Origin of the sequence: Kitasatospora sp. NPDC056446 (assembly GCF_042796115.1) — a bacterium.
Taxonomy (GTDB): Bacteria; Actinomycetota; Actinomycetes; order Streptomycetales; family Streptomycetaceae; genus Kitasatospora.
The window spans coordinates 1-19,145 of the sequence record NZ_JBHTRF010000090.1 but is presented as its reverse complement, the minus strand read 5'-3'; the positions used below and the strand labels follow the sequence as shown (position 1 = coordinate 19,145).

Annotated in this window: 20 protein-coding genes; 14 read left to right on the top strand and 6 right to left on the bottom strand. The window is 74.0% G+C overall.

The features are described from left to right. Positions 1 to 61: 61 nt before the first annotated feature. Complete coding sequence (locus tag ACFQ6N_RS35015) at positions 62 to 454, top strand: hypothetical protein (RefSeq protein ID WP_380657910.1); 393 nt, start codon at positions 62 to 64, stop codon at positions 452 to 454. A 61-nt stretch (positions 455 to 515) separates the two neighbouring features. Here the strand turns inward: ACFQ6N_RS35015 and ACFQ6N_RS35010 are convergent, their stop codons facing one another. The 3 genes from ACFQ6N_RS35010 to ACFQ6N_RS35000 form a co-directional block, all read right to left on the bottom strand. Next, positions 516 to 1,166: an AAA family ATPase gene (locus ACFQ6N_RS35010; RefSeq protein ID WP_380657908.1), complete on the bottom strand. Its 651-nt coding sequence runs from the start codon at positions 1,164 to 1,166 to the stop codon at positions 516 to 518. A 186-nt stretch (positions 1,167 to 1,352) separates the two neighbouring features. Continuing rightward, a complete protein-coding gene (locus tag ACFQ6N_RS35005; protein ID WP_380657907.1) occupies positions 1,353 to 1,874 on the bottom strand; it encodes a DUF6328 family protein in 522 nt (173 codons plus the stop codon). 3 nt (positions 1,875 to 1,877) lie between these two features. After that, positions 1,878 to 2,477 (bottom strand): MarR family winged helix-turn-helix transcriptional regulator, encoded by a 600-nt coding sequence (locus tag ACFQ6N_RS35000; RefSeq protein ID WP_380657905.1) that lies wholly within the window; start codon positions 2,475 to 2,477, stop codon positions 1,878 to 1,880. Between the two features lie 48 nt (positions 2,478 to 2,525). On the opposite strand from ACFQ6N_RS35000, the gene ACFQ6N_RS34995 reads away from it, so the two are divergent. From ACFQ6N_RS34995 to fusA, 4 genes are all read left to right on the top strand, one after another. Next, positions 2,526 to 3,470, top strand: a complete 945-nt coding sequence (locus ACFQ6N_RS34995) for a DMT family transporter (protein ID WP_380657903.1) — start codon at positions 2,526 to 2,528, stop codon at positions 3,468 to 3,470. Positions 3,471 to 3,546: 76 nt separating this feature from the next. Continuing rightward, a complete protein-coding gene (locus ACFQ6N_RS34990) occupies positions 3,547 to 4,053 on the top strand; it encodes a hemerythrin domain-containing protein (protein ID WP_380657901.1) in 507 nt (168 codons plus the stop codon). Positions 4,054 to 4,188: 135 nt separating this feature from the next. Further along, positions 4,189 to 4,332 (top strand): hypothetical protein, encoded by a 144-nt coding sequence (locus ACFQ6N_RS34985; RefSeq protein ID WP_380657899.1) that lies wholly within the window; start codon positions 4,189 to 4,191, stop codon positions 4,330 to 4,332. 158 nt (positions 4,333 to 4,490) lie between these two features. Further along, on the top strand, positions 4,491 to 6,602 hold the full coding sequence (gene fusA, locus ACFQ6N_RS34980; RefSeq protein ID WP_380657897.1) for an elongation factor G: 2,112 nt from the start codon (positions 4,491 to 4,493) through the stop codon (positions 6,600 to 6,602). Between the two features lie 105 nt (positions 6,603 to 6,707). Here the strand turns inward: fusA and ACFQ6N_RS34975 are convergent, their stop codons facing one another. Both ACFQ6N_RS34975 and ACFQ6N_RS34970 read right to left on the bottom strand, forming a co-directional pair. Next, positions 6,708 to 7,565, bottom strand: coding sequence for an NAD-dependent epimerase/dehydratase family protein (locus ACFQ6N_RS34975; RefSeq protein WP_380657895.1), 858 nt, complete (start codon positions 7,563 to 7,565; stop codon positions 6,708 to 6,710). 168 nt (positions 7,566 to 7,733) lie between these two features. Continuing rightward, positions 7,734 to 7,988: an acyl carrier protein gene (locus ACFQ6N_RS34970; protein ID WP_380657893.1), complete on the bottom strand. Its 255-nt coding sequence runs from the start codon at positions 7,986 to 7,988 to the stop codon at positions 7,734 to 7,736. Positions 7,989 to 8,267: 279 nt separating this feature from the next. Between ACFQ6N_RS34970 and ACFQ6N_RS34965 the strand changes: the two genes are divergently transcribed. The 4 genes from ACFQ6N_RS34965 to ACFQ6N_RS34950 all read left to right on the top strand — a co-directional run bounded on the left by ACFQ6N_RS34965 (position 8,268) and on the right by ACFQ6N_RS34950 (position 13,842). Continuing rightward, positions 8,268 to 9,104, top strand: a complete 837-nt coding sequence (locus ACFQ6N_RS34965) for a helix-turn-helix transcriptional regulator (RefSeq protein WP_380657928.1) — start codon at positions 8,268 to 8,270, stop codon at positions 9,102 to 9,104. A 150-nt stretch (positions 9,105 to 9,254) separates the two neighbouring features. Next, the gene (locus ACFQ6N_RS34960) at positions 9,255 to 10,157 is read left to right on the top strand and encodes a neutral zinc metallopeptidase (protein WP_380657890.1); all 903 of its coding nucleotides are present in this window, start codon (positions 9,255 to 9,257) and stop codon (positions 10,155 to 10,157) included. Positions 10,158 to 10,258: 101 nt separating this feature from the next. After that, positions 10,259 to 11,923, top strand: coding sequence for a hypothetical protein (locus ACFQ6N_RS34955; RefSeq protein ID WP_380657887.1), 1,665 nt, complete (start codon positions 10,259 to 10,261; stop codon positions 11,921 to 11,923). Between the two features lie 281 nt (positions 11,924 to 12,204). Further along, positions 12,205 to 13,842 (top strand): alkaline phosphatase D family protein, encoded by a 1,638-nt coding sequence (locus ACFQ6N_RS34950; protein WP_380657886.1) that lies wholly within the window; start codon positions 12,205 to 12,207, stop codon positions 13,840 to 13,842. A 130-nt stretch (positions 13,843 to 13,972) separates the two neighbouring features. On the opposite strand, the gene ACFQ6N_RS34945 is transcribed toward ACFQ6N_RS34950, so the two are convergent. Continuing rightward, positions 13,973 to 15,196 (bottom strand): cytochrome P450, encoded by a 1,224-nt coding sequence (locus ACFQ6N_RS34945; RefSeq protein ID WP_380657884.1) that lies wholly within the window; start codon positions 15,194 to 15,196, stop codon positions 13,973 to 13,975. 565 nt (positions 15,197 to 15,761) lie between these two features. Between ACFQ6N_RS34945 and ACFQ6N_RS34940 the strand changes: the two genes are divergently transcribed. From ACFQ6N_RS34940 to ACFQ6N_RS34920, 5 genes are all read left to right on the top strand, one after another. Continuing rightward, the gene (locus ACFQ6N_RS34940) at positions 15,762 to 15,983 is read left to right on the top strand and encodes a hypothetical protein (RefSeq protein ID WP_380657882.1); all 222 of its coding nucleotides are present in this window, start codon (positions 15,762 to 15,764) and stop codon (positions 15,981 to 15,983) included. Next, the gene (locus tag ACFQ6N_RS34935) at positions 15,967 to 16,488 is read left to right on the top strand and encodes a DUF6879 family protein (RefSeq protein ID WP_380657880.1); all 522 of its coding nucleotides are present in this window, start codon (positions 15,967 to 15,969) and stop codon (positions 16,486 to 16,488) included. Before ACFQ6N_RS34940 ends, ACFQ6N_RS34935 begins: the two co-directional genes overlap by 17 nt. Next, positions 16,478 to 17,326 carry a Scr1 family TA system antitoxin-like transcriptional regulator gene (locus ACFQ6N_RS34930; protein WP_380657878.1) on the top strand — a complete coding sequence of 283 codons (849 nt, stop codon included), beginning with the start codon at positions 16,478 to 16,480 and terminating at the stop codon, positions 17,324 to 17,326. The genes ACFQ6N_RS34935 and ACFQ6N_RS34930 overlap by 11 nt, the downstream gene beginning before the upstream one ends. Before the next feature lie 267 nt (positions 17,327 to 17,593). Next, positions 17,594 to 18,046 carry an NUDIX domain-containing protein gene (locus ACFQ6N_RS34925; RefSeq protein ID WP_380657876.1) on the top strand — a complete coding sequence of 151 codons (453 nt, stop codon included), beginning with the start codon at positions 17,594 to 17,596 and terminating at the stop codon, positions 18,044 to 18,046. Positions 18,047 to 18,093: 47 nt separating this feature from the next. Then, positions 18,094 to 19,053, top strand: coding sequence for a hypothetical protein (locus ACFQ6N_RS34920; RefSeq protein WP_380657874.1), 960 nt, complete (start codon positions 18,094 to 18,096; stop codon positions 19,051 to 19,053). Positions 19,054 to 19,145 lie beyond the last annotated feature (92 nt).

The following is a 19,145-nucleotide window of genomic DNA, read 5'->3' as shown; positions in this document are numbered from 1 at the left end:
GTTCGGGTCAAACAGTCCGGCGGGCGGCCGTGCGCCGCCGGCCCCGACGAAGGGATCACCCATGAGCGACACCGAAGCGGCCCCCGCCGTCCGCGGCGGCAGCCCGGACTCCGCGGTGGACCGGGTCGCCGACTTCTACGGCGCCTACATCGACGCCGTCTCCGACGGCACCGACGACCTGGGCAGCGAACTGCGCGCCCACTACCTGACGGAGGACCTGCGCCAGCGCCTGGCGGCCTGGGAGGAGGCCAACCACGCCGACGGGGTGCTGCGCGCCCAGGACGTGCCGACCCGCTGGGAGGTGCGCTACCACGACTCGGGCGCCGGGCACCTGTTCACCACCGTGACGCTGACCTGGGGCACCGGGCCGGACGCCGGGCACACCCGGCTGGCGGTGCAGAGCGACCTGGCGACCAAGCTGGTCTCGGACATCGAGGACGCCCCGGCGGCGTAGCGGCGCTTGCGCGGGGTCCCGCCGCTGCCCCGCCGGTGCGGTGGCGGGGCCCGGGCGGGGTTCAGGCCAGGGCGGCGGCGAGGCGTTCGGGCAGGGTGGCGTAGGGGCGGCAGTCGACCACGGGCAGGGCGTGGGCGGCGGCCCCGGCGGCCAGCCAGGCGGAGTAGCGGGCGCTGACGGCGGCGCGGGCGGGCTGCGGGCCGTCCTCGGGCTCGCGGTCGGCGTAGTTGGCGGCGATCCGCGCGGGGTCGTCCTCGTGGAGGAAGACCGCCCGTACCCGCCGTCTGTGCGCGGCGGCCTCGGCGGCGGCGCGGGCGGCGGCGTCCGGGGTGAGGTAGTCGCCCTCGACGATGGCGGGCACGTCCACGGTGAGCCGGTTGCGGACGACGCCGAGCAGGGCGTCGTCCAGGGCGCGGGCGGTGGCGATCTGGAGCTCCAGGACGCGGTCGGCGCCCATGGCCTCCTCCGGGGAGCCGCCGGGCGGGCCGGCGGTGGCGTCGGTGTCGGCGTCGGCGGCGGCGGTGTCGGCGAAGTGGTGCAGGCCGGGGTGGGTGGCCGGGGTGGTGGCGGCCTGGAGGGCGGCGACGACGTCGTCGAACTCCACCACGAACGCCCCGTGCCGGGCGGCGAGTCGGGCGGCGGCGCGGCTCTTGCCCAGGCCGGAGGCGCCGCCGATCAGCAGGACGTCCCAGGGGCTGTCGTCGGTGTGCATACCGGCACGGTAAGCGGTCCGGGGCGCCGGTGGGCTCGGTGGGGGTGGGGGAGGCGTCGCCGAGGGCGCGCCTTCCGGCCCGGCCCCCGGCGTCGGCAGCCGGCCCAAGGCCCGGTCCCGGTCCCGCCGCCCGCACCCCGCGGTGCGGGCGGCGGAAGCGGACGGCCGCCGCTGCGGTGCGGGTGGTCAGGCCTGGTCGCGGGTGGCGGCGCGGCGTACCGTCCAGGGCAGGACGAACCACAGCGTGCCGAAGATCAGCGCGACGGCGCAGGTGATCGGCACCGCCACCGCTGCCCCGAGGACGACGTCCAGCACCAGCAGCACGGCGCCGGTCAGCGCGCAGGCGAGCAGCAGCAGGCCGATCTGGGCGACGCGGGCGGAGACGTCGACGATCCGGGCCTTGCCGGGGTGGCGGTACAGGCCGCGGTGCAGGGCGACGGGGGTGGCCAGGACGGCCGCGGCGATCACCGTCAGCAGCAGGGTGGTGATGTAGATGTCCTGCTGGGCGTCGCCGAGTTGGGCGAAGCGCGGGGTGAAGGCGACGCCGAGCAGGAAGGCGAAGACGATCTGCACACCGGTCTGCAGCACCCGCAGTTCCTGGAGCAGCTCCACCAGGCGCCGGTCGGCCCGGACGGCGGGGTTCTCCCAGCCGGGCGGTGGTGCGGGGGAGGGCTGCGCGGGGTCGGGCGGGGGCGGTGTGCTGGGCATGGGTCAGCTTCTCACGGCCCCGCGCCCGTCGGCGGGGTTCGCGGCGGCGGGGTCTGTTTCGGCGGGGTGGTCGCCGGTCGGGTGGTCGTCGTCGAGCCGGTGCTGCCAGGAGGCGAGCAGGGTGCGCAGGGCGGCGGCTTCCTCGGGGCTCAGGTGGGCGAGCAGGCGGTGCTCGTTGCGGATGTGGGCGGTGAACGCCTCGTCGATCAGGCGCAGCCCGGCGTCGGTGAGGGCGACCACGCGGGCGCGCCGGTCGTCCTCGGCGGGGCGGCGGGTGACCAGCCCGGAGCGCTCCAGGCGGTCGATGCGCTTGGTCATGGCGCCGGTGGTGACCATGGTGTGCGCGGCCAGCTCGCCGGGGGCCCGCTCGTACGGGGCGCCCGCGCGGCGCAGTGCGGCGAGCACGTCGAACTCGCCCTCGCCGAGGCCGTAGCGCTGGTAGACGAGGACGAGTTCGGCGGTCAGACGGTCGGCGAGGCGGTGCAGGCGGCCGATGACGGCCAGCGGGGAGACGTCGAGGTCGGGGCGTTCGCGCCGCCACGCGGCCTGGATCCGGGTGACGTGGTCCCCGGGCTGCTTCGGGTCCTGCCCTGCGTGCTCCATGGGGCCATCCTACCCCCGGTATCTTCCCAGGAAGCTATATTGTCTTCCATGGAAGCCAACGCCCGGTGGGTGCTGCCGACCGCCCTCGCCCCGATCGCCTGGGGCGCCAACTACCACATCACCCACGCCTACCTGCCCGCCGACCGCCCGCTGTGGGGCGCCGTCCTGCGCGCCCTGCCCGCCGGACTCCTCCTCCTCGCCCTCGCCCGCCGCCGCCCGCACGGCCCCTGGTGGTGGCGCAGCGCACTGCTCGGCCTGCTCAACACCGCCGTCTTCTTCGTCCTGCTCTACCTCGCCTCCCAACTGCTGCCCACCAGCGCCGCCGCCACCGTCATGGCCGCCTCCCCGCTCGCGATGCTGCTCACCGCCTGGGCCCTGGCCGGCCCGCGCCCGCACCGCGCCCACCTGGCGGGCGCGCTGGTCGGCCTGGCCGGGGTCGCGCTGACCCTGCTCGGCACCGGCGGCGCCATCGGCTGGACCGGCCTGGCCGCCTCGGCGGGCGCCATGCTCGTCTCCTCCGTCGGCTACGTGCTCGCCGCCCGCTGGCGCGAGGGCGCCGACCCGCTGGCCGCCACCTCCTGGCAGCTGACCGCAGGCGGCCTGGTCCTGCTGCCGCTCGCCGCCGCCGCCGAGGGCGCGCCCCCGGCCATGGACGGCCCCGCCCTGCCCGCCTTCGGCTACGCCGCCCTGATCGCCACCGCCCTCGCCTTCACCTGCTGGTTCGCCGGGCTGCGCCACCTGCCCGCCGGGACGGTGGGCCTGCTCGGGCTGCTCAACCCGCTGACCGGGGTGCTGCTGGGCACCGCGCTGGACGGGGACGCGTTCGGGCCCCGGCAGGGGGCGGGGCTGGCACTGGTCGTGGCCGGGATCCTGCTCGGACGCCCGCGCGCACCGGCCGGGGCCGCGCCCGCCACGGATACGGGGGCGGGTACGGGTGCCGGTACGGGTGCGGGTACGGGCCGGGGGTGCTTGCCCGGGCGGCGGGCGACATGATCGGATGGCGCCGGCATCGCGTGCCGGTGGCGGACCGCGTCAGGCATGGAGGTGCACAACCGAAGGGACCGCCCCCGTGGCCTCCCCCACCGACGGCCGTACGGCCGCTCTCAGCCTTCAACTCTCCCGCGCGCACCAGGACTTGCGCCGCCGCCTCGCCGACGTCCGCGCCAACCTCGGCGCCCGCCCGGACGACGGCTCGCTCCTCGCCCACTGCCTGGCCTTCTGCACCGCACTGACCAACCACCACCAGGGCGAGGACGACGGCCTGTTCGCCCGACTCCTTTGCGAACGGCCCGACTTGGCGCCGACCGTCGCCAAGCTCGTCGAGGACCACGGATTCATCACCGCCATCCTCACCCGGGTACGCGACCTCGCCGAACAGGCCGCCGCCCCGCCCGGCGACGCACCGCCCGCAGCCGGCCCGGCCGATCCGGAAGCCGTCGGGCGTGAACTCGACGGCCTGGCCGCCATCATGGAGTCCCACTTCCGCTACGAGGAACGGGCCATCGGCGCCGCCCTCGACGCCGGGGTGCGCGACGACGGCTGGTCGCGCCCGGTGCTGCGCTTCGAAGCCCGGTAGCCCGGCGGGCCGGGTCGGGGCGGCGGCCGGAAAACCCGTCGCCCCACCCGCCCCGCCTTCCCTACACTCGCCACGCGGCCGCGCCCCGACGCGCGGCCCACCGTGACGACGACGCCAGGAGAGGGGGGAACGGCCGTGCCCAAGCAGAGCACCGCCGTCCCCTCTCCCGCGTCGCGGTACGAGGTGATCCTGGTGTCCCCGTCCTCCCGGTGCCCGCTGCGCGGCCGGCACCGGAGCAGTGCCGCCACCGTCCCGGACCAGGGCCCCGCCCTCCCGTAACGGCCCCCGGAACGGATCCCGTAACGGACCTTCCCGCAGCGGGCCTTCCGCAGGGGCAGCCTCACGCAACGGGCCCTCCCGCAGCGGATCCGACGGACCGCCGGCACCGCAAATCGCGCGCCACCCCGTAGGACACCGCCTCGAAAGGCACCCGGGCCATGCGCACCCACACCACCACCGCCACCACCCGCACCGCCGCCGCGACCACCGGCACCACGCCCGTCGCCGCCGTCCGCAACCTCGGCATCCTCGCCCACGTCGACGCCGGCAAGACCACCGTCACCGAACGGATCCTCTACCTCACCGGCACCACCCACAAGCGCGGCGAAGTCCACGACGGCACCACCGTCACCGACTTCGACCCCCAGGAACGCGACCGCGGCATCACCATCTTCGCCGCCGCCGTCAGCTGCGCCTGGGCCGGACACCGGATCAACCTCATCGACACCCCCGGCCACGTCGACTTCGCCGACGAGGTCGAACGCTCGCTGCGCGTGCTCGACGGCGCCGTCGCGGTGTTCGACGCGGTCGCCGGCGTCGAACCGCAGAGCGAGTCCGTGTGGCGCCAGGCCGAACGCCACGGCGTGCCCCGGATCGCCTTCGTCAACAAGCTCGACCGCGCCGGCGCCGACCTGGACGCCGCCGTCGCCTCCATCCGCGAACGGCTGCACCCGCGCCCGCTCGCCGTCCAACTCCCCATCGGCACCGAGGAGTCGTTCACCGGCGTCGTCGACCTGCTGCACCTGCGCGCCCGCACCTGGCACGACGACGGCACCCCCGCCGACGACGGCCCCGTCCCCGCCCACCTCGCCGCCGAAGCCGCCGCCCGCCGCCGCGCCCTGGAGGAAGCCATCGCTGAGCTCAATCCCCAAGCCCTGGAGGAGTTCTGCACCCACGGCACCGTCACCGCCGCCACCCTCGCCACCGCCCTGCGCGAACTCACCCGCACCGGCGAGGCCGTGGTCGTGCTGTGCGGCTCCGCCTACCGCAACCGCGGCGTCGAACCCCTCCTGGACGCCGCCGTCGCCTACCTGCCCTCCCCGCTCGACGTCCCGCCCGTACGCTCCGCCGACGGAACGCAGCAGCGCCCCGCCGACCCCGAACAGCCCCTGACCGCACTGGCGTTCAAGGTCGTCGCGGCCCCCACCGGCCGCCTCACCTACCTGCGCCTGTACGCGGGCACCCTGCACAAGGGAGCAACCGTGCTCGACACCGCCACCGGCCGCACCGAACGCGTCGCCCGCATCCTGCGCGTCATGGCCGACCGCCACACCGAGACCGACCACGCCCGCGCCGGCGACATCGTCGCCGTCATCGGCCCCAAGGCCGCCCGCGTCGGCGCCACCCTGTGCGACCCCGACCACCCCGTCCTGCTGGAGGCACCCGTGAGCGCCGAACCGGTCGTCACCGTCGCCGTCGAGGCCCGCCGCGCCGCCGACACCGACAAGCTCGCCGCCGCCCTCGCCCGCCTCGCCGAGGAGGACCCCTCGCTGCGCCTGGCCACCGACCCGGAGACCGGGCAGCGCACCCTGTCGGGCCTGGGCGAACTGCACCTGGAGGTCGCGGTGGAGAAGGTCCGGCGCGAGACCGGCGTCGAGGCGGTCACCGGCCGCCCGAGCGTCGCGCTGCGCGAGGCCCTGGTCGAGGGCGTCAGCGGATTCGTCTACCGGCACGCCAAACAGGACGGCGGCGCAGGCCAGTTCGCCCACCTCGTCCTCGACGTGCGGCCGCTGCCCGAGGGCGCCGACGCGGAGTTCGCGTTCGCCTCCGCCGTCACCGGCGGGCGGGTGCCGCGCGAGTACGTGCAGGCCGTGGAGGCCGGGTGCCGCGACGCCCTCGCCGAGGGGCCGCTGGGCGGCCACCCGGTCACCGGCGTCGCCGTCACCCTCACCGACGGGGCCACCCACCCCAAGGACTCCTCCGAGCTCGCCTTCCGCACCGCCGCCCGGCTCGGCCTGCGCGAGGCGCTGCGGGCCTCGCGGATGCGGCTGCTGGAACCGGTCGTCGAGGTGGGCGTCAGCGCGCCCGAGGACGCGCTCGGCGCCGTCCTCGGCGACCTCGCCGCCCGGCGCGGCCTCGTCCGGGCCACCGCGCCCGGGCACGGCGGCACCGCGCAGGTCAGCGCGCTGGTGCCGCTGGCCGAACTGTTCGGCTACGCGGGCCGCCTGCGCGGACGCACCCAGGGCCGCGGCACCTTCACCACCCGCCCGGCCGGGTACGCCCCGGCGCCGGAGCCCGGGCCCGGTGCCGGTGCCGGGTCCGCCGGCTGAGACGGTCGGTTGAGTCCGCCGGTTGAGTCCGTCGGTTGAGTCCGCAGGCCCGGTCCTCCCCGCGCGGGGAGGACCGGGCCCCTCGCCGGGCTGTTGCAGCGCCCCTCACAGTGCCCCGGCGCCGGCCGCCGCCCACGCCGACGGGTACAGCGGGCGCCACCCCAGGTCCCGGTGCGCCGCCGCCGTCGACATCTGGCCCTCCCACGGGTCGAACGGCGCGTCCGGCGAACCGCCCGGGTGGGTGGAGCCGTTGAGCGCGTACAGGTCCCAGGCCGTCAGCGGCGCGTCGTCGCCGATGTTGTACGTCCGCCCCTCGATCCCGGGCACGGACAGCGCCCGCCGCAGCGCCCGCGCCACGTCCGCGTGGTGCACCACGGCCAGCCGCTGGTGCGCTGGCCAGTGCGCGGCCCAGGCCAGCGACTGCGCCAGGTGCGGATCGCCCTCCCCGTACACGAACGCCAACCGCGCCACCACCAGCGGCAGTTCGTCCCCCAGTGCGCGCAGCCCCGCCTCCGCCTGCGCCTTGGACGCCGCGTACACCCCCCACGCCGGGTGCGGCGCCGGCCGGTCGCCCTCCACCGCCGGACGCCCCAGCCCCCGCCCGTACACCAGGTTCGTACTGGTGTGGACGAAGCGCTCCACCCCCGCCTCGGCCGCCTCCCGGCCCAGCGCCACCGCCGCGTCCCGGTTGACCGCCCACGCCGCCTCGTCCGGCACGCCGCGCAGCGCCGCCGCCACGTTCAGCACCGACCGCGCGCCGTCCAGCGCCCGCGCCCGGTCCGCCGCCACGCACAGGTCGCCGACCACCACCTCCACGCCGGGCCCCGCCAGTGCCGCCGCCTTGCCCGCGTCCCGGACCAGCACCCGCACCGAGGCGCCCTCCGCGCCGGCCCACCGCGCCAGCCTCGGCACCATCCGGCTGCCCACCGAACCGGTCGCACCCGTCACCAGGATCGTCGCCATCGTCCGTCTCCTCCAGGGAAGTCTCCGTCGTTCTCCGACGTCCACCACCCTGCCCGCGCCGCCCCCGGCGCGGCAGAGACCTCCCGAACCAGGGACCGCCGATCCCTGGCTGGGCCCCCGGGGCGGGCCGGGCCGGGCCCGGGGGGCGGGACCCCGGGCCGGGGGAGCTCAGGCGCCGGACTCCACCGCGGCGTTGACGGCCCGCAGGAACTCGGCCACCGGCAGGCCCAGCAGGTCGGCGCTGTCGATCGAGACGCCGTAGCGGTTCTCCAGGTCCGCGAGGACACCCAGCGCGCCCAGCGAGTCCACACCGAGGTCGAGGAACATGCGACCGGGCTCCGCGAGTTCGTCGACACTGACCTGGACACCCGCCCGGGTCTTGATCAGGGTGGCCAGATCCTCGTACGTGACCTCCGCGCTCATGGGGACCTCCGGGGGGTGGGTGCGCCGCTGCCGTCGGACAGCCGAATCGGTCGAGTACACGCCACCCTGTCGCATCACCTCGTGCCGGCGGGTCTCCCGGCCGGGCCCATTCACCCACAAGAGCGGAGAACGGGACCGGCACTTGACGCCCCGGCCGGCCGCCACCCGCCACCCGCCGTCCGCCGTCCGCCGTCCGCCGTCCGCCGTCGGCCACCCGGAAGCCCGGGACCCGCAATCCCTGGCTACGGCCCGCCCCCGGACGCCATGCTGGGGGGCATGATCGACCGAGCGGCACTGGCCGACTTCCTCACCCGCACCCGGGCCCGGCTCGCCCCCGCCGACCTGGGACTGCCACCGGGCGCCCGGCGGCGCACCCCCGGGCTGCGCCGCGAGGAGGTCGCACAGGTCGCCGGACTGTCCGTCGACTACTACGCGCGCCTGGAACAGCGCCGCGGCCCGCAGCCCTCACCGCAACTGCTCGCCTCCCTCGCCAGGACGCTGCGGCTCAGCGAGGACGAACGCGACCACCTGTTCCGCCTCGCCGGGCACGAACCCCCGCGCCGCCACGGCCCGCTCGGACACGTGCGCCCCGGCCTGCTGCTCATCCTGGACCGCCTGCACGACACGCCCGCCCAGGTCGTCTCCGACCTCGGCGACGTCCTCGCCCAGAACCCGGTCTCCGCCGCCGTCTTCGGCGACGTCAGCGCCCTCGCCCCCGAGCGGCGCAACCTGCTGCTGCGCTGGTTCACCGAACCCCGCACCCGGGCCCTGTTCCCGCCCGAGGACCACGACGGCCTCGCCCGCGCCCACGTCGCCGCCCTGCGGGCCGCCCGCACCGCCCGCCCCGGCGACCGGCGGGCCGCCGACCTGCTGGCCGAACTCCTCGCCACCGGGGAGGAGTTCACCCGCTACTGGGAGCTCCACGAGGTCGCCCGGAGGCGCAGCGGCCGCAAGCGGGTGCTGCACCCGGTGGTGGGGGAGCTGGACCTGGAGTGCGAGGTGCTGGCCGCCGGCGGCGAGGACCAGCTGCTGCTCGTGCACACCGCCGCCCCCGGCAGCGAGTCCGCCTCCCGGCTGGAGCTGCTGCGCGTCGTCGGCGCCCCGGCCCCCGCCTGAGCCCCGGGCCCGCCCCGGCCCCCGGCCCCGCCCGCGCCCCCGGCCCCCGCTGCCGGGCGCCGGGGGCCGCTGCCCGTAGGCTGGGCGGGCCGCGACGGTACAGACCGTCACCAGCGGGACGGAACGCGACAGAAGCGGGCAGGCAGGGGCATGCAGTTCGACGACCAGGGCGACCTCGACACCTCGCAGGTGGACGACCGGCGCGGCATCCCGGGCGGCAAGGTCGCCATCGGCGGCGGGGCCGTGGGCCTGATCGCGGTGCTGTTCGCGATCGTCCTCGGCGTCGACCCGCAGATGCTCGGCCTGTCCTCCGGCAGCGGCTCCGCCCCCGCCAACGGCGTGCGCACCGCCGGCGAGGCACAGCAGGCCTGCAAGACCGGCGCCGACGCCAACAAGCGCCAGGACTGCCGGATCGTGGCGGTCACCAACAGCCTCCAGGAGTTCTGGCGCACCGAACTGCCGCGCCGCACCAACATCCCGTACAAGAACGCCGAGACGGTGCTGTTCACCGGCCAGGTCTCCACCGCCTGCGGGCCGGCGACCTCGGCGGTGGGCCCGTTCTACTGCCCCGGCGACAAGAAGGCCTACTTCGACCTCGGCTTCTTCAACGAGCTCTCCGCCCGCTTCGGCGCCAAGGGCGGCCCGTTCGCCGAGTCCTACGTCGTCGCCCACGAGTACGGCCACCACATCCAGACCCTGACCGGCGCCATGCAGAAGGTCGGCAACGACCGCCAGGGCGCGAGCAGCGCCGCGGTGCGCCTGGAACTCCAGGCCGACTGCTACGCCGGGGTGTGGGCGCACCACGCCACCACCACCCCGCAGCCCTCCACCGGGCGCCCGCTGATCGCCTCCCTCACCGACCAGGACATCGCCCAGGGCCTGGACGCGGCCGCGGCCGTCGGCGACGACCGCATCCAGCAGCAGGCCACCGGGCGGATCAACCCGGAGGCGTGGACCCACGGTTCCGCCGACCAGCGCAAGGCCTGGTTCACCACCGGCTACCGCGGCGGCGACCTCGCCCAATGCGACACCTTCTCGGCGGCGAAGCTGTAGGCGCGCGTCGGGCCCGGGCGCCCGGACGGTGTGTCACAGTCCTGGAACAGTGACGGGCTTCCGGTCTGCCCGCCTCACCGGTCCTCTGTGATCATCACATCATGTTCCTTTACAGAGGACCGTCGCGGGCGGGGCTCACCACCCGCCCGCGCGCCCGGCTGCTCGCCGTCGTTCTGGCCGCCGTGGCCGGCCTGCTCGTCACCGCCGCCCCGGCCGCCGGCCCCGCCCACGCCGCAGACGCGGGCGCGTTGGTCCTGGACGTACCGTCCGAGGTCAACGCCACGCCCAAGTACTCCCTGCAGTACCAGAAGCGCCAGGACCTCCTGCGCGTCGAGGCGGGCCGAAGCGGCGGCGCGGTCAAGGAGGTCCGGATCACTGTCGACACCGGGGACCGGAGCGCGAAGCTCACGGCGCCGGGCCTCGGTCAGAAGGGCGGCAACGAGAGCCCCTTCAGCTGGACGCTCCCGCTGGGAGACGGCAACGGGCCGGTCACCCGGTCCCTGGGCCTGCTGTTCGACAACCAGTTCGTGTTCAACCCTCACACCCTGCACATCACCGCCTCCGCCGACGGCCTCGCCCCGGTGACCAGGGACGTCGCCGTGACGGCCGTCGACTACGGTCCGGCCCTGCAACTCGCCGAGATCGCTCCGGCGACGGCCAAGCCCGGGGACGCGCTCACGGTCGGGCCCGCCTTCCGGAACTCCGGCAACGCCCCGGCCCCGAAGGTGGTCCTCACGTTCACCGCCGCCGAGGGACTGGCCCCGGCCGAGACGTTCTCCAACTGCGAGTACGCCACGTTCCCGGAAGGCGCACCTCCCGCCGAGGGCCGCCGCGCCGCCCGGCACGCCATCTGCACATTCGACCGGTCCGTGGAGAGCGACGAGGTCTACGCCGTCAGCCCGTTCGTCCTGAACACCACTGCTGCCGCCGATTCCGCCTGGGCGAGGATCACCGTCGACGCGAAGGAAAGCGCGGAGGCCGTCAACTGGCGCAGTGGCCACCGGTTCCAGCAGGGCACGGGCCATCCCCTCGAACTGGACCGGATCGATGGGGTCAAGCAGGAGCATCTCGGTCCCGTCCAGACCTTCCGGGTGGCCAGCGGAACGGCCGACCTCACGGTGGAGGCGTCCTGGCACCCGACCGCGCCGGACAACCCCACCGGCGACCTCACCGTCACCTTCAAGAACCTCGGCCCGGATCCATTCGTGGACGATCCCCTCCACCCGCACGGCGTGAATATGGCGTTCGGCGGGGGGTTGCAGTTCCTGGCCGGCACCGTGTCCGAGCGGCCTGACAACTGCACTCCCAAGGGTGACAGCGAGTTCAACAACCACGGCGAGTGGTGCGCGATGCCCCGGTCCCTGGACGTGGGCGAGAAGGCGGGCTTCACCCTTCGTGTCCTCGGCGCGGAGGAGCCGCAGGCTCCGGTGTATACCTTCCCTCCTTCCCTCAAGCTCGTCCTCGGGCCCGATCCCGCCACCGTCGGTCCGGAGCCGTTCGTGATCGAGAAGCCGGAGCCCCAGGCCCCCGAGCCCCAGGCCCCCGAGCCTGCCGCAACGGACGAGCCCCCCGCGGCGGACGTCCCCCCAGCGGCGGCACCGGCCCCGCAGGCCGTATCCGCGCCGCCCGCCGCGGCCCCGCCGGCCCCAGCGGCCCACGGCATCAGGCTCCGCTGGAAGGCCGCCGGCTTCCTCGCCGTGCTCGGGGCCGTCGGCGCCCTGCTGCTGGTCGCCCGCCGCCGCCGACGCAACGGGCAGTCGCGCTGAACCCGGCGGCTTGACCGCCCCATTGCCCGGGCGGCCGTACCGGCGGGGCGGCTGCCCGCCGTGCCCGCGCGGACGGCCGCCGGGGGAGCGAGAGCGGGGGATGGGCGGCCGGAAAGCGGCCGGAACACCCGGTTCCTCCCGGTTCACGGCGGTCTGCCGGACCTTCACGGGTCTCCCATCAGATGATCACTCGGCTGCCGGAATCCCGACCACCGCAGTACGGGGCGCCCCGGTCCAATTCCCTTCGCACACCCCCCCGAGCAGCGAAAGGCAGCCGCCCCATGACCAGCCCCGCCGACCGCCCCACCCCCGACCGGCTGCTGCGCGAGGCCGCCGCCCGCCTGGACCGCCGCCGCTTCCTCACCGTCACCTCGGCCGCCGCCGCGCTCGCCTTCGGCGTCAACCTGCCCTCCGCGCACGCCGCCGACGCCGAACTCGCCCCCCGCGCCCTCGGCGGCGACCCCTTCACCCTCGGCGTCGCCTCCGGCGACCCGACACCCGACGCCGTCGTCCTGTGGACCCGCCTGGCCCCGCGCCCACTGGAACCCGGCGCCGGGCTGCCGCCCGCCGGCTCGGTGCGCGTCGGCTGGGAGATCGCCCGCGACGAGCGGTTCCGCCACGTCGAACGGCGCGGCAGCACCCGCGCCCACGCCGAGTTCAACTACGCCGTGCACGTGGACGCCGACGGCCTCGACGCCGGCCGCGTCTACTGGTACCGCTTCACCGTCGGCCCCTGGACCAGCCCCGTCGGCCGCACCCGCACCCTGCCGCCGCGCGGCCGCCGCACCGACCGCACCCGCTTCGCCTTCGTCTCCTGCCAGGCCTACGAGGACGGCTACTTCACCGCCTACCGCCACCTCGCCAACGAGGACGTCGACGCCGTCTTCCACGTCGGCGACTACATCTACGAGTACGGAATCGACGCCGCCGGCGGCGACCGCAAGTACACCGACCGCACCCTGCCCGCCGCCCTCGACCACGAGACCACCACCCTCGAGGACTACCGGCTGCGCTACTCCCTCTACAAGAACGACCCCGACCTCCAGGCCGCCCACGCCGCCCACCCCTGGTTCGTCACCTGGGACGACCACGAGGTCGAGAACAACTACGCCGCCGGCATCCCGGAGAAGAACCAGGACCCGGCGCCCTTCGTCGCCCGCCGCGCCGCCGCCTACCGCGCCTACTGGGAGAACCAGCCGCTGCGCATGCCCCAGCCGCGCGGCACCGACCTCACCCTCTACCGCCGCGTCCACTACGGGCAGTTGGCCCAGTTCGACATCCTCGACACCCGCCAGTACCGGGACGACCAGGCCAACGGCGACGGCTGGCAGTACCCCACCCCCGAGTCCGACAACCCGGCGCGCACCCTGATGGGCGCCACCCAGGAACGCTGGTTCGCCGAGGGCCTGCGCCGCTCCACGGCCACCTGGAACGTCGTGCCCCAGCAGGTCGTCTTCTCCCGCCGCAAGAACACCACCGCCGAGCGCTCCAAGCTCTCCATGGACGCCTGGGACGGCTACCCGGCCGCCCGCGAACGCTTCCTCAAGACCGTCGAGCAGGCCGGCGTGAAGAACCTGGTGCTGCTCACCGGCGACGTGCACGTGGCCTACGCGCTGGACGTCAAGCGGGACTTCGCCGACCCGAACTCCCGTACGGTGGGTGTGGAGTTCGTCGGCACCTCGATCAGCAGCGACGGCGACGGCGAGCAGAAGCCGTCCAACTGGGCCACCCTGACGGCGGCCAACCCGCACATGAAGTTCTACGACGGGCGCCGCGGCTACACCGTGGTCGCCCTGGACCGCCACCAGGCCCGCGCCGACTACCGCGTCGTCTCCCACATCACCCGCCCCGGCGGCACCCTGTCCACCGCCGCGTCCTTCGTCACCGAGGCCGGCAACCCGGGCGTCCGCCCGATCTGACGCACCGTCAACCTGCGTGCAGGGCAACCGTCCCGGCGCCTGCTCAGGCGGGCGCCGGGGCGGGCGTCTGCCTCAGGGCACCTCGCTCAGGGTGCCTCGCTCTCAGGGCGCCGGGGCGGGCACCTCGCTCTCAGGGCGCCGGGACGATCCAGAGCTCGGACGGGCCGTTGACGATGACGGACTCCAGCCGCTGCGGCGCCGGCCTGGACGGGTCCGGGACGGCGCCCGGGTAGGCGCCGAAGAGGCCGGCCAGGGCCACCTCGGCCTCCAGCCGGGCCAGCGGCGCGCCCAGGCAGAAGTGCGGGCCGTAGCCGAAGGACAGGTGCTCCTTGTCGGGGCGCGTCGGGTCGAAGTCGTCCGGGCGGTCCGGGTGGACCTCCGGGTCCCGGCCGGCCGCGCCGAAGCCGAGCAGGACCGGCTCGCCCCGGCGGAGGACCACGCCCTCGCCCAGGTCGATGTCCTCCAGCGGGTAGCGCAGCGGGAGGTGCATCACCGGGCTCTCGTGGCGCAGGGTCTCCTCGACGACGTCCTCCCAGCCGAGGGCGCCCTCGCGGACCCGGGCCAGGTGGCCGGGGTGGGCGAGGAGCGCCTGGACGGCGCTGGTGATGAGGTTGACCGCGGTCTCGTACCCGGCGCCGAGCATCAGGAACAGCGTGTCGCGGGACTCCTCCTCGCGGGCGCTGTCGCCGCCGGTGCCGACGGCGGCCACGTCGCTGGCCAGGTCGGGCCCGGGGTCGCGGCGCTTGAGCTCCAGCAGGTCGGCCAGCACCACGTTGATCTCGGCCCGCGCGAGCGTCATCTGAGCGGTGGTCGCGGTCGTCGTCAGCAGGGTGTCCATCGCCGTGCCGATCTTCGGCCGCATGACGGCCGGTACGCCGAAGAGGTCGCAGATCACCGTCATGGTCAGCGGGAGCGACAGGGCCCGGCGCACGTCCACGGCCTCGCCGGGGCCCAGTGCCTCGAACGCGCCGACCAGCGCGGCGGTCGTCGCCTCGATCCCGGGCCGCAGCGCGGACACTCGGCGGGGCGAGAACGAGGGCGTCATCCGGCGCCGGGCCGAGCGGTGCTCGTCGCCGTAGCGGTTGAAGAAGTTCTGCTGGAACGCGATCGGCCCCATCGGCCAGCCCTCGGGCACCTCGGCCAGGCCCGGCCAGTGCTTGTACGGGTCGCGGGAGACCCGAGGGTCGCCGGCCAGGGCGCGGATCACCGAGCTGCGGGTCACGGACCAGGCGATGATGCCGTCGGGGAGTTCGACCCGCACGGCGGGCCCGGCGGCGCGCAGCTGCGCGTTCTGCCGGTGCAGGTCGCGGGCGGTCATGTCCAGCACCGGGCAGCGGCGCTCGTCTGGAGCCATGGCGTTGCTCCTCAGGATCTCTCGGGTGCCCTGGTGCCGCGCCGGGGGACGGCGCGCCGTGTCCGGGGTCTGAGCTCCGTTGTAAGCGGGCGCGGCACGGCCGTCAACGGGCCGCGCCCCGTCCGGCCCACGCCGGGCCGCCCGGTCCGCGCCCGTCCCGGCACCACGGCCGGCGACCGCGGGCCGTGCCGCACCTGCGCCTTCACCGGCGCGGCCGGGACACCCCGCGCGGGCCCGGCTCGGGTGCCACGACACCCGGCCACCCTCCGCAACCGCATGACCCGCCCTAGACACCCGCGCGGTCCCCGCCTCACCCGGATGCACGACCCCCACCGCCCACCCGGGCCCCCGGCGCACGGGAAGTCGGCGGGTCCGACTTCCCGTGCGTGCGGGGGTTCTGGTGCGGGGTCATGTCGGATGGGTCGGGGCGGGCCGGGTGGGCCTCCCGACCATGATCCTTATTCCAACACGGGAATACGTCCCTCCCGTCATAGACATGCACCGGTCGGCTCTCTAGCGTCATGGCCGGGCGGTCTGACGGGGCCGCACATTCCAGGGGGTCGAGATGGACGACAGGTCGGGTCTCACGCGGCTGACCAACACGGGTGGCGGCAGCGGTTCGGGGGAGTGCAGCCAGAACGACTGCCCCAACGTCTACCGCACCGAGCGGGGGACGCTCGTGGTTCAGGGGTACGTGTCCGACGCCTTCACGCCGCCCAGCGGTGAAGGGCTGGTGGAGATCCCCGAGAGCGTGCTCCTGGAGGCCGTTCGTGTCCTTGGACGGTGATGCCTGGCAGGCCAGGTTCCGAGGGTTCGAGACGGAAGCATGGCGTCTTGAGACTCTTCCGGCCTACAACGTGCCGCAAGAGGCGGCGGAGCTGCGGGCCTTCCGGGCGGGCGAACGGATCGACCCGCAGACGCACTCCAACGAGTACACGGACGACCTCAAGCGGGTGCGGCGGGAGGGTAAGGTCAAGGGACGCGTGCACATCGTCACGCGACCGTTCTCCGAGTACCTTCGCTACGAGTTCATGTACTACCTGCCGCATGCCCGGGCCGGAGAAGATGTGCGGATCATGGACGTCACGGACCGCCCCAATCCGCTGGCCGGCGTCACCGACTACTGGATGTTCGACAAGAAGGAGGTAGTGCTCATGAACTATCTCCCCGACGGAACCCAGATCGACCGCACCGTGTTCGAGGGCGACATCGGCCCGTTCATCGAGTACCAGCGCATCGCAATCGCCGGGTCGGTGCCTTTCGAGGAGTATGTGAAGGGCATTGGCGCTTGATCCGCAAGAGCTAGGACAATCGAACTCGGACCTGGCGGCAATTCTTCAAGAGCTTCGCAAGCGGGCTGGACTCTCCGGGGTCCAGCTCGCTCGGCGTGTCAGTATGTCGCAGTCCAAGATCTCCAAGATCGAGACCGGCAGGGTCACCCCGTCGCTTGTCGACGTCGAACTGATCCTGCGGGCGCTGGACGCGCCGGCGGACCTCATCGCGCACGTGAGGGCGCTCGCCCGCATCGCCAATACCGAGTGGCAGGATGCGAGGGCTCTGCGAAGAAAGGGCCTTGACCGGAAGCAGGTCGAGCTGGCGACGCTTGAGTCCGGTACGAGCCGGTTCCGGTACTTCCTGCCGACGATGATCACCGGGCTGCTCGCGACGCCTGAGTACATCCGGGCCAGCCTCGCGCCATTTCCCGGTGACCACTCGAAGACTATCGCCAAGAAGCTCGAACGGCAGGCTGTCCTCTTCGAGCCGGCCAAGCACTTCACCTTCATCCTGACCGAGCAGGCGTGTCGTTGGCCCCTTCTTCCGGCGCAAGCCATGGCGATGCAGATCGACAGGCTGGCCTCCGTCTCCCGGCTGCCCAACGTGCGGCTGGGGGTCATTCCGATGGCCGGTCACATGCCGTGGGCGCCACTGAACGTCTTCACCGTCTATGACGAATCCCTGGCCACCGTCGAGGTCTCCACGGGCGCCCTCGTCTTCCGTGATCCACGGGACGTCCAAGAGTATCTGGACGAGTTCCTGACCTTTGAGGGATATTCGCTTTGGGGTGAGGAGGCCCGGGTCGAACTGGGGGAGTGGGCCGACCGGTATCGAGGGATGTCGCAAGATCTTTAGTCGACATCGGGAATATCGTTGAGTGTATATCCCGAATGCCCCTAGCCTGGAGCCGATTCCGCGAGATCCGGCTGAAAGGGGGCCGGGTGTGGTTACCGCGGTGAGGGGCCCCGGGCCGCACCGAAAGCCCCGTGCTGGTCCGAGAACTGACGACACCTCAATTCATCGGACAATCACGGGATTTGTTTCCATCGGCGTGAGGTGCGGGATCGTGGGCCGAGCGCGCGGACGGCGCGCGGGAACGGCCGCCGACGAAGGGCGAAACCCATGAAGAAGATTGCCGCGAAGCTCTGGCGGATCATCCGGGGGCCGATGCAGTGGCGGGTCCTGTGGTTGTGGCACTCGAAGTTCATGGTCGGGGTGACGGGCATCGTCCGGGACCGGGACGGCCGGGTCCTCCTGCTCAGGCACCGGCTGTGGCCGGAGGGGCGGCAGTGGGGGCTGCCGACCGGCTACGCGAACAAGGGCGAGAGCTTCGAAGACACGATCGTGCGTGAGGTCCGGGAGGAGACCGGGCTCACGGTGAAGGTGTGCGAGCTGGCGCACCTGAAGAGCGGCTACAAGCTGCGCGTCGAAGTCGCGTACGAGGCCCTGTTCGTCAGCGGACGGATCGAGGCGGCCTCGTTCGAGATCCTGGAGGCTCGATGGTTCACACCGGACGATCTCCCCGAGGGAGTTCAGGACTCGCACCGGCAACTGATCGCCCGTCAGCGGTCCTGACCCTCGGTCGCTCGCTCACGCCCTCGTGCCTGGGGCCGAACGAGCACGTGGCCGGCGACCCGGCCGAGCGCGCCGAACTGGTGCACCTGCTGGCCGCGCGGCGGGCGACGGCCGCGCTCGACCGGGCGCACCCGCACATCACGTTCTCACTGCTGCACTGGGTGCTGGACACCTGGGCGGACGAGCCGGCACGGGAGGTGTTCCGCCAGGGGGCGGCCCTGCTGGCCGACCGCTACCGGGAGCTGGGACTGAACCAGCTGCTGCCGATCGACCGGGTATGGGTCGGCGTGCGCTCGACCCGGCCCGATGCGTTCGGCGGGTTCCACCACCCGAACCAGGGCTACCGGCACGTGCAGTTGGCATCGGTGGTCACGCGGTACGGGCGGCTGAGCGATCCCCGGCCGGCGCCGCCCGAACTGGTGGCGCTGGACCTGCTCAGGTCCTACGCACACGACTGCCTGCACTGGGGTTCGTTCCGGGAGTACCGGCTCCGGAACGGGCAGGTGGTCCGCAGCCGCTACGGGATCAACCGGCGCGACGCGCACGGGCGGACCTACTCGGCGAGGGACGAGGACGGCGCCGTCTCGACCCGGAATCTGGGGGTCGTGATGGAGGGAGCCACCGACCGGGAGGCGCGGGCGATCGCCGCCGCGGTGGCCGACCGCCTCGGCCTGGCCGGGCGGATCGCCCCGCCCGATCGGATCGCGTTCCGCGACACCACCGGCCGTCTGGAGCCGTCCGACGTCGACCACGCCGAGCCCGGTGGCGCCACCCGTTTCCACCTGGCGATGGCCGCTTACGAACACGGAGTCGGGGCACGGTACCAGCGCTTCCTCACCGAGACGGGCGGGGCCGACACGGCCGCGTTGCACGGGCTCGTAGTCGCCGCGATGATCGGCGGGGACCTGTCCGGCCTGACCGGCTGGCTCGACCGGCGCCTGGGTCCCCGCGCGTTCCCGCGCATCTTTCGGTCACCGGCTTACACCGGGCCCGATCCTGGCGATTAGGGCCCGTATTTGGTTGTGATCAATTTGCGTGATTCGCCTGCGTGGGCAGGCCCTGATCCGGTAGACCATGTTGCGTGACGCGAGCGCAACTA

Bases quoted from the DNA above. Each gene is read 5' to 3' on its own strand.
- ACFQ6N_RS34940 (WP_380657882.1), top strand. From the start codon at position 15,762: ATGGACGACAGGTCGGGTCTCACGCGGCTGACCAACACGGGTGGCGGC.
- ACFQ6N_RS34995 (WP_380657903.1), top strand. From the start codon at position 2,526: ATGGAAGCCAACGCCCGGTGGGTGCTGCCGACCGCCCTCGCCCCGATC.
- ACFQ6N_RS34970 (WP_380657893.1), bottom strand. From the start codon at position 7,988: ATGAGCGCGGAGGTCACGTACGAGGATCTGGCCACCCTGATCAAGACC.
- ACFQ6N_RS35000 (WP_380657905.1), bottom strand. From the start codon at position 2,477: ATGGAGCACGCAGGGCAGGACCCGAAGCAGCCCGGGGACCACGTCACC.
- ACFQ6N_RS34960 (WP_380657890.1), top strand. From the start codon at position 9,255: ATGCAGTTCGACGACCAGGGCGACCTCGACACCTCGCAGGTGGACGAC.
- ACFQ6N_RS35010 (WP_380657908.1), bottom strand. From the start codon at position 1,166: ATGCACACCGACGACAGCCCCTGGGACGTCCTGCTGATCGGCGGCGCC.
- ACFQ6N_RS34955 (WP_380657887.1), top strand. From the start codon at position 10,259: ATGTTCCTTTACAGAGGACCGTCGCGGGCGGGGCTCACCACCCGCCCG.
- ACFQ6N_RS35005 (WP_380657907.1), bottom strand. From the start codon at position 1,874: ATGCCCAGCACACCGCCCCCGCCCGACCCCGCGCAGCCCTCCCCCGCA.
- ACFQ6N_RS34950 (WP_380657886.1), top strand. From the start codon at position 12,205: ATGACCAGCCCCGCCGACCGCCCCACCCCCGACCGGCTGCTGCGCGAG.
- ACFQ6N_RS34925 (WP_380657876.1), top strand. From the start codon at position 17,594: ATGAAGAAGATTGCCGCGAAGCTCTGGCGGATCATCCGGGGGCCGATG.
- fusA (WP_380657897.1), top strand. From the start codon at position 4,491: ATGCGCACCCACACCACCACCGCCACCACCCGCACCGCCGCCGCGACC.
- ACFQ6N_RS35015 (WP_380657910.1), top strand. From the start codon at position 62: ATGAGCGACACCGAAGCGGCCCCCGCCGTCCGCGGCGGCAGCCCGGAC.
- ACFQ6N_RS34975 (WP_380657895.1), bottom strand. From the start codon at position 7,565: ATGGCGACGATCCTGGTGACGGGTGCGACCGGTTCGGTGGGCAGCCGG.
- ACFQ6N_RS34945 (WP_380657884.1), bottom strand. From the start codon at position 15,196: ATGGCTCCAGACGAGCGCCGCTGCCCGGTGCTGGACATGACCGCCCGC.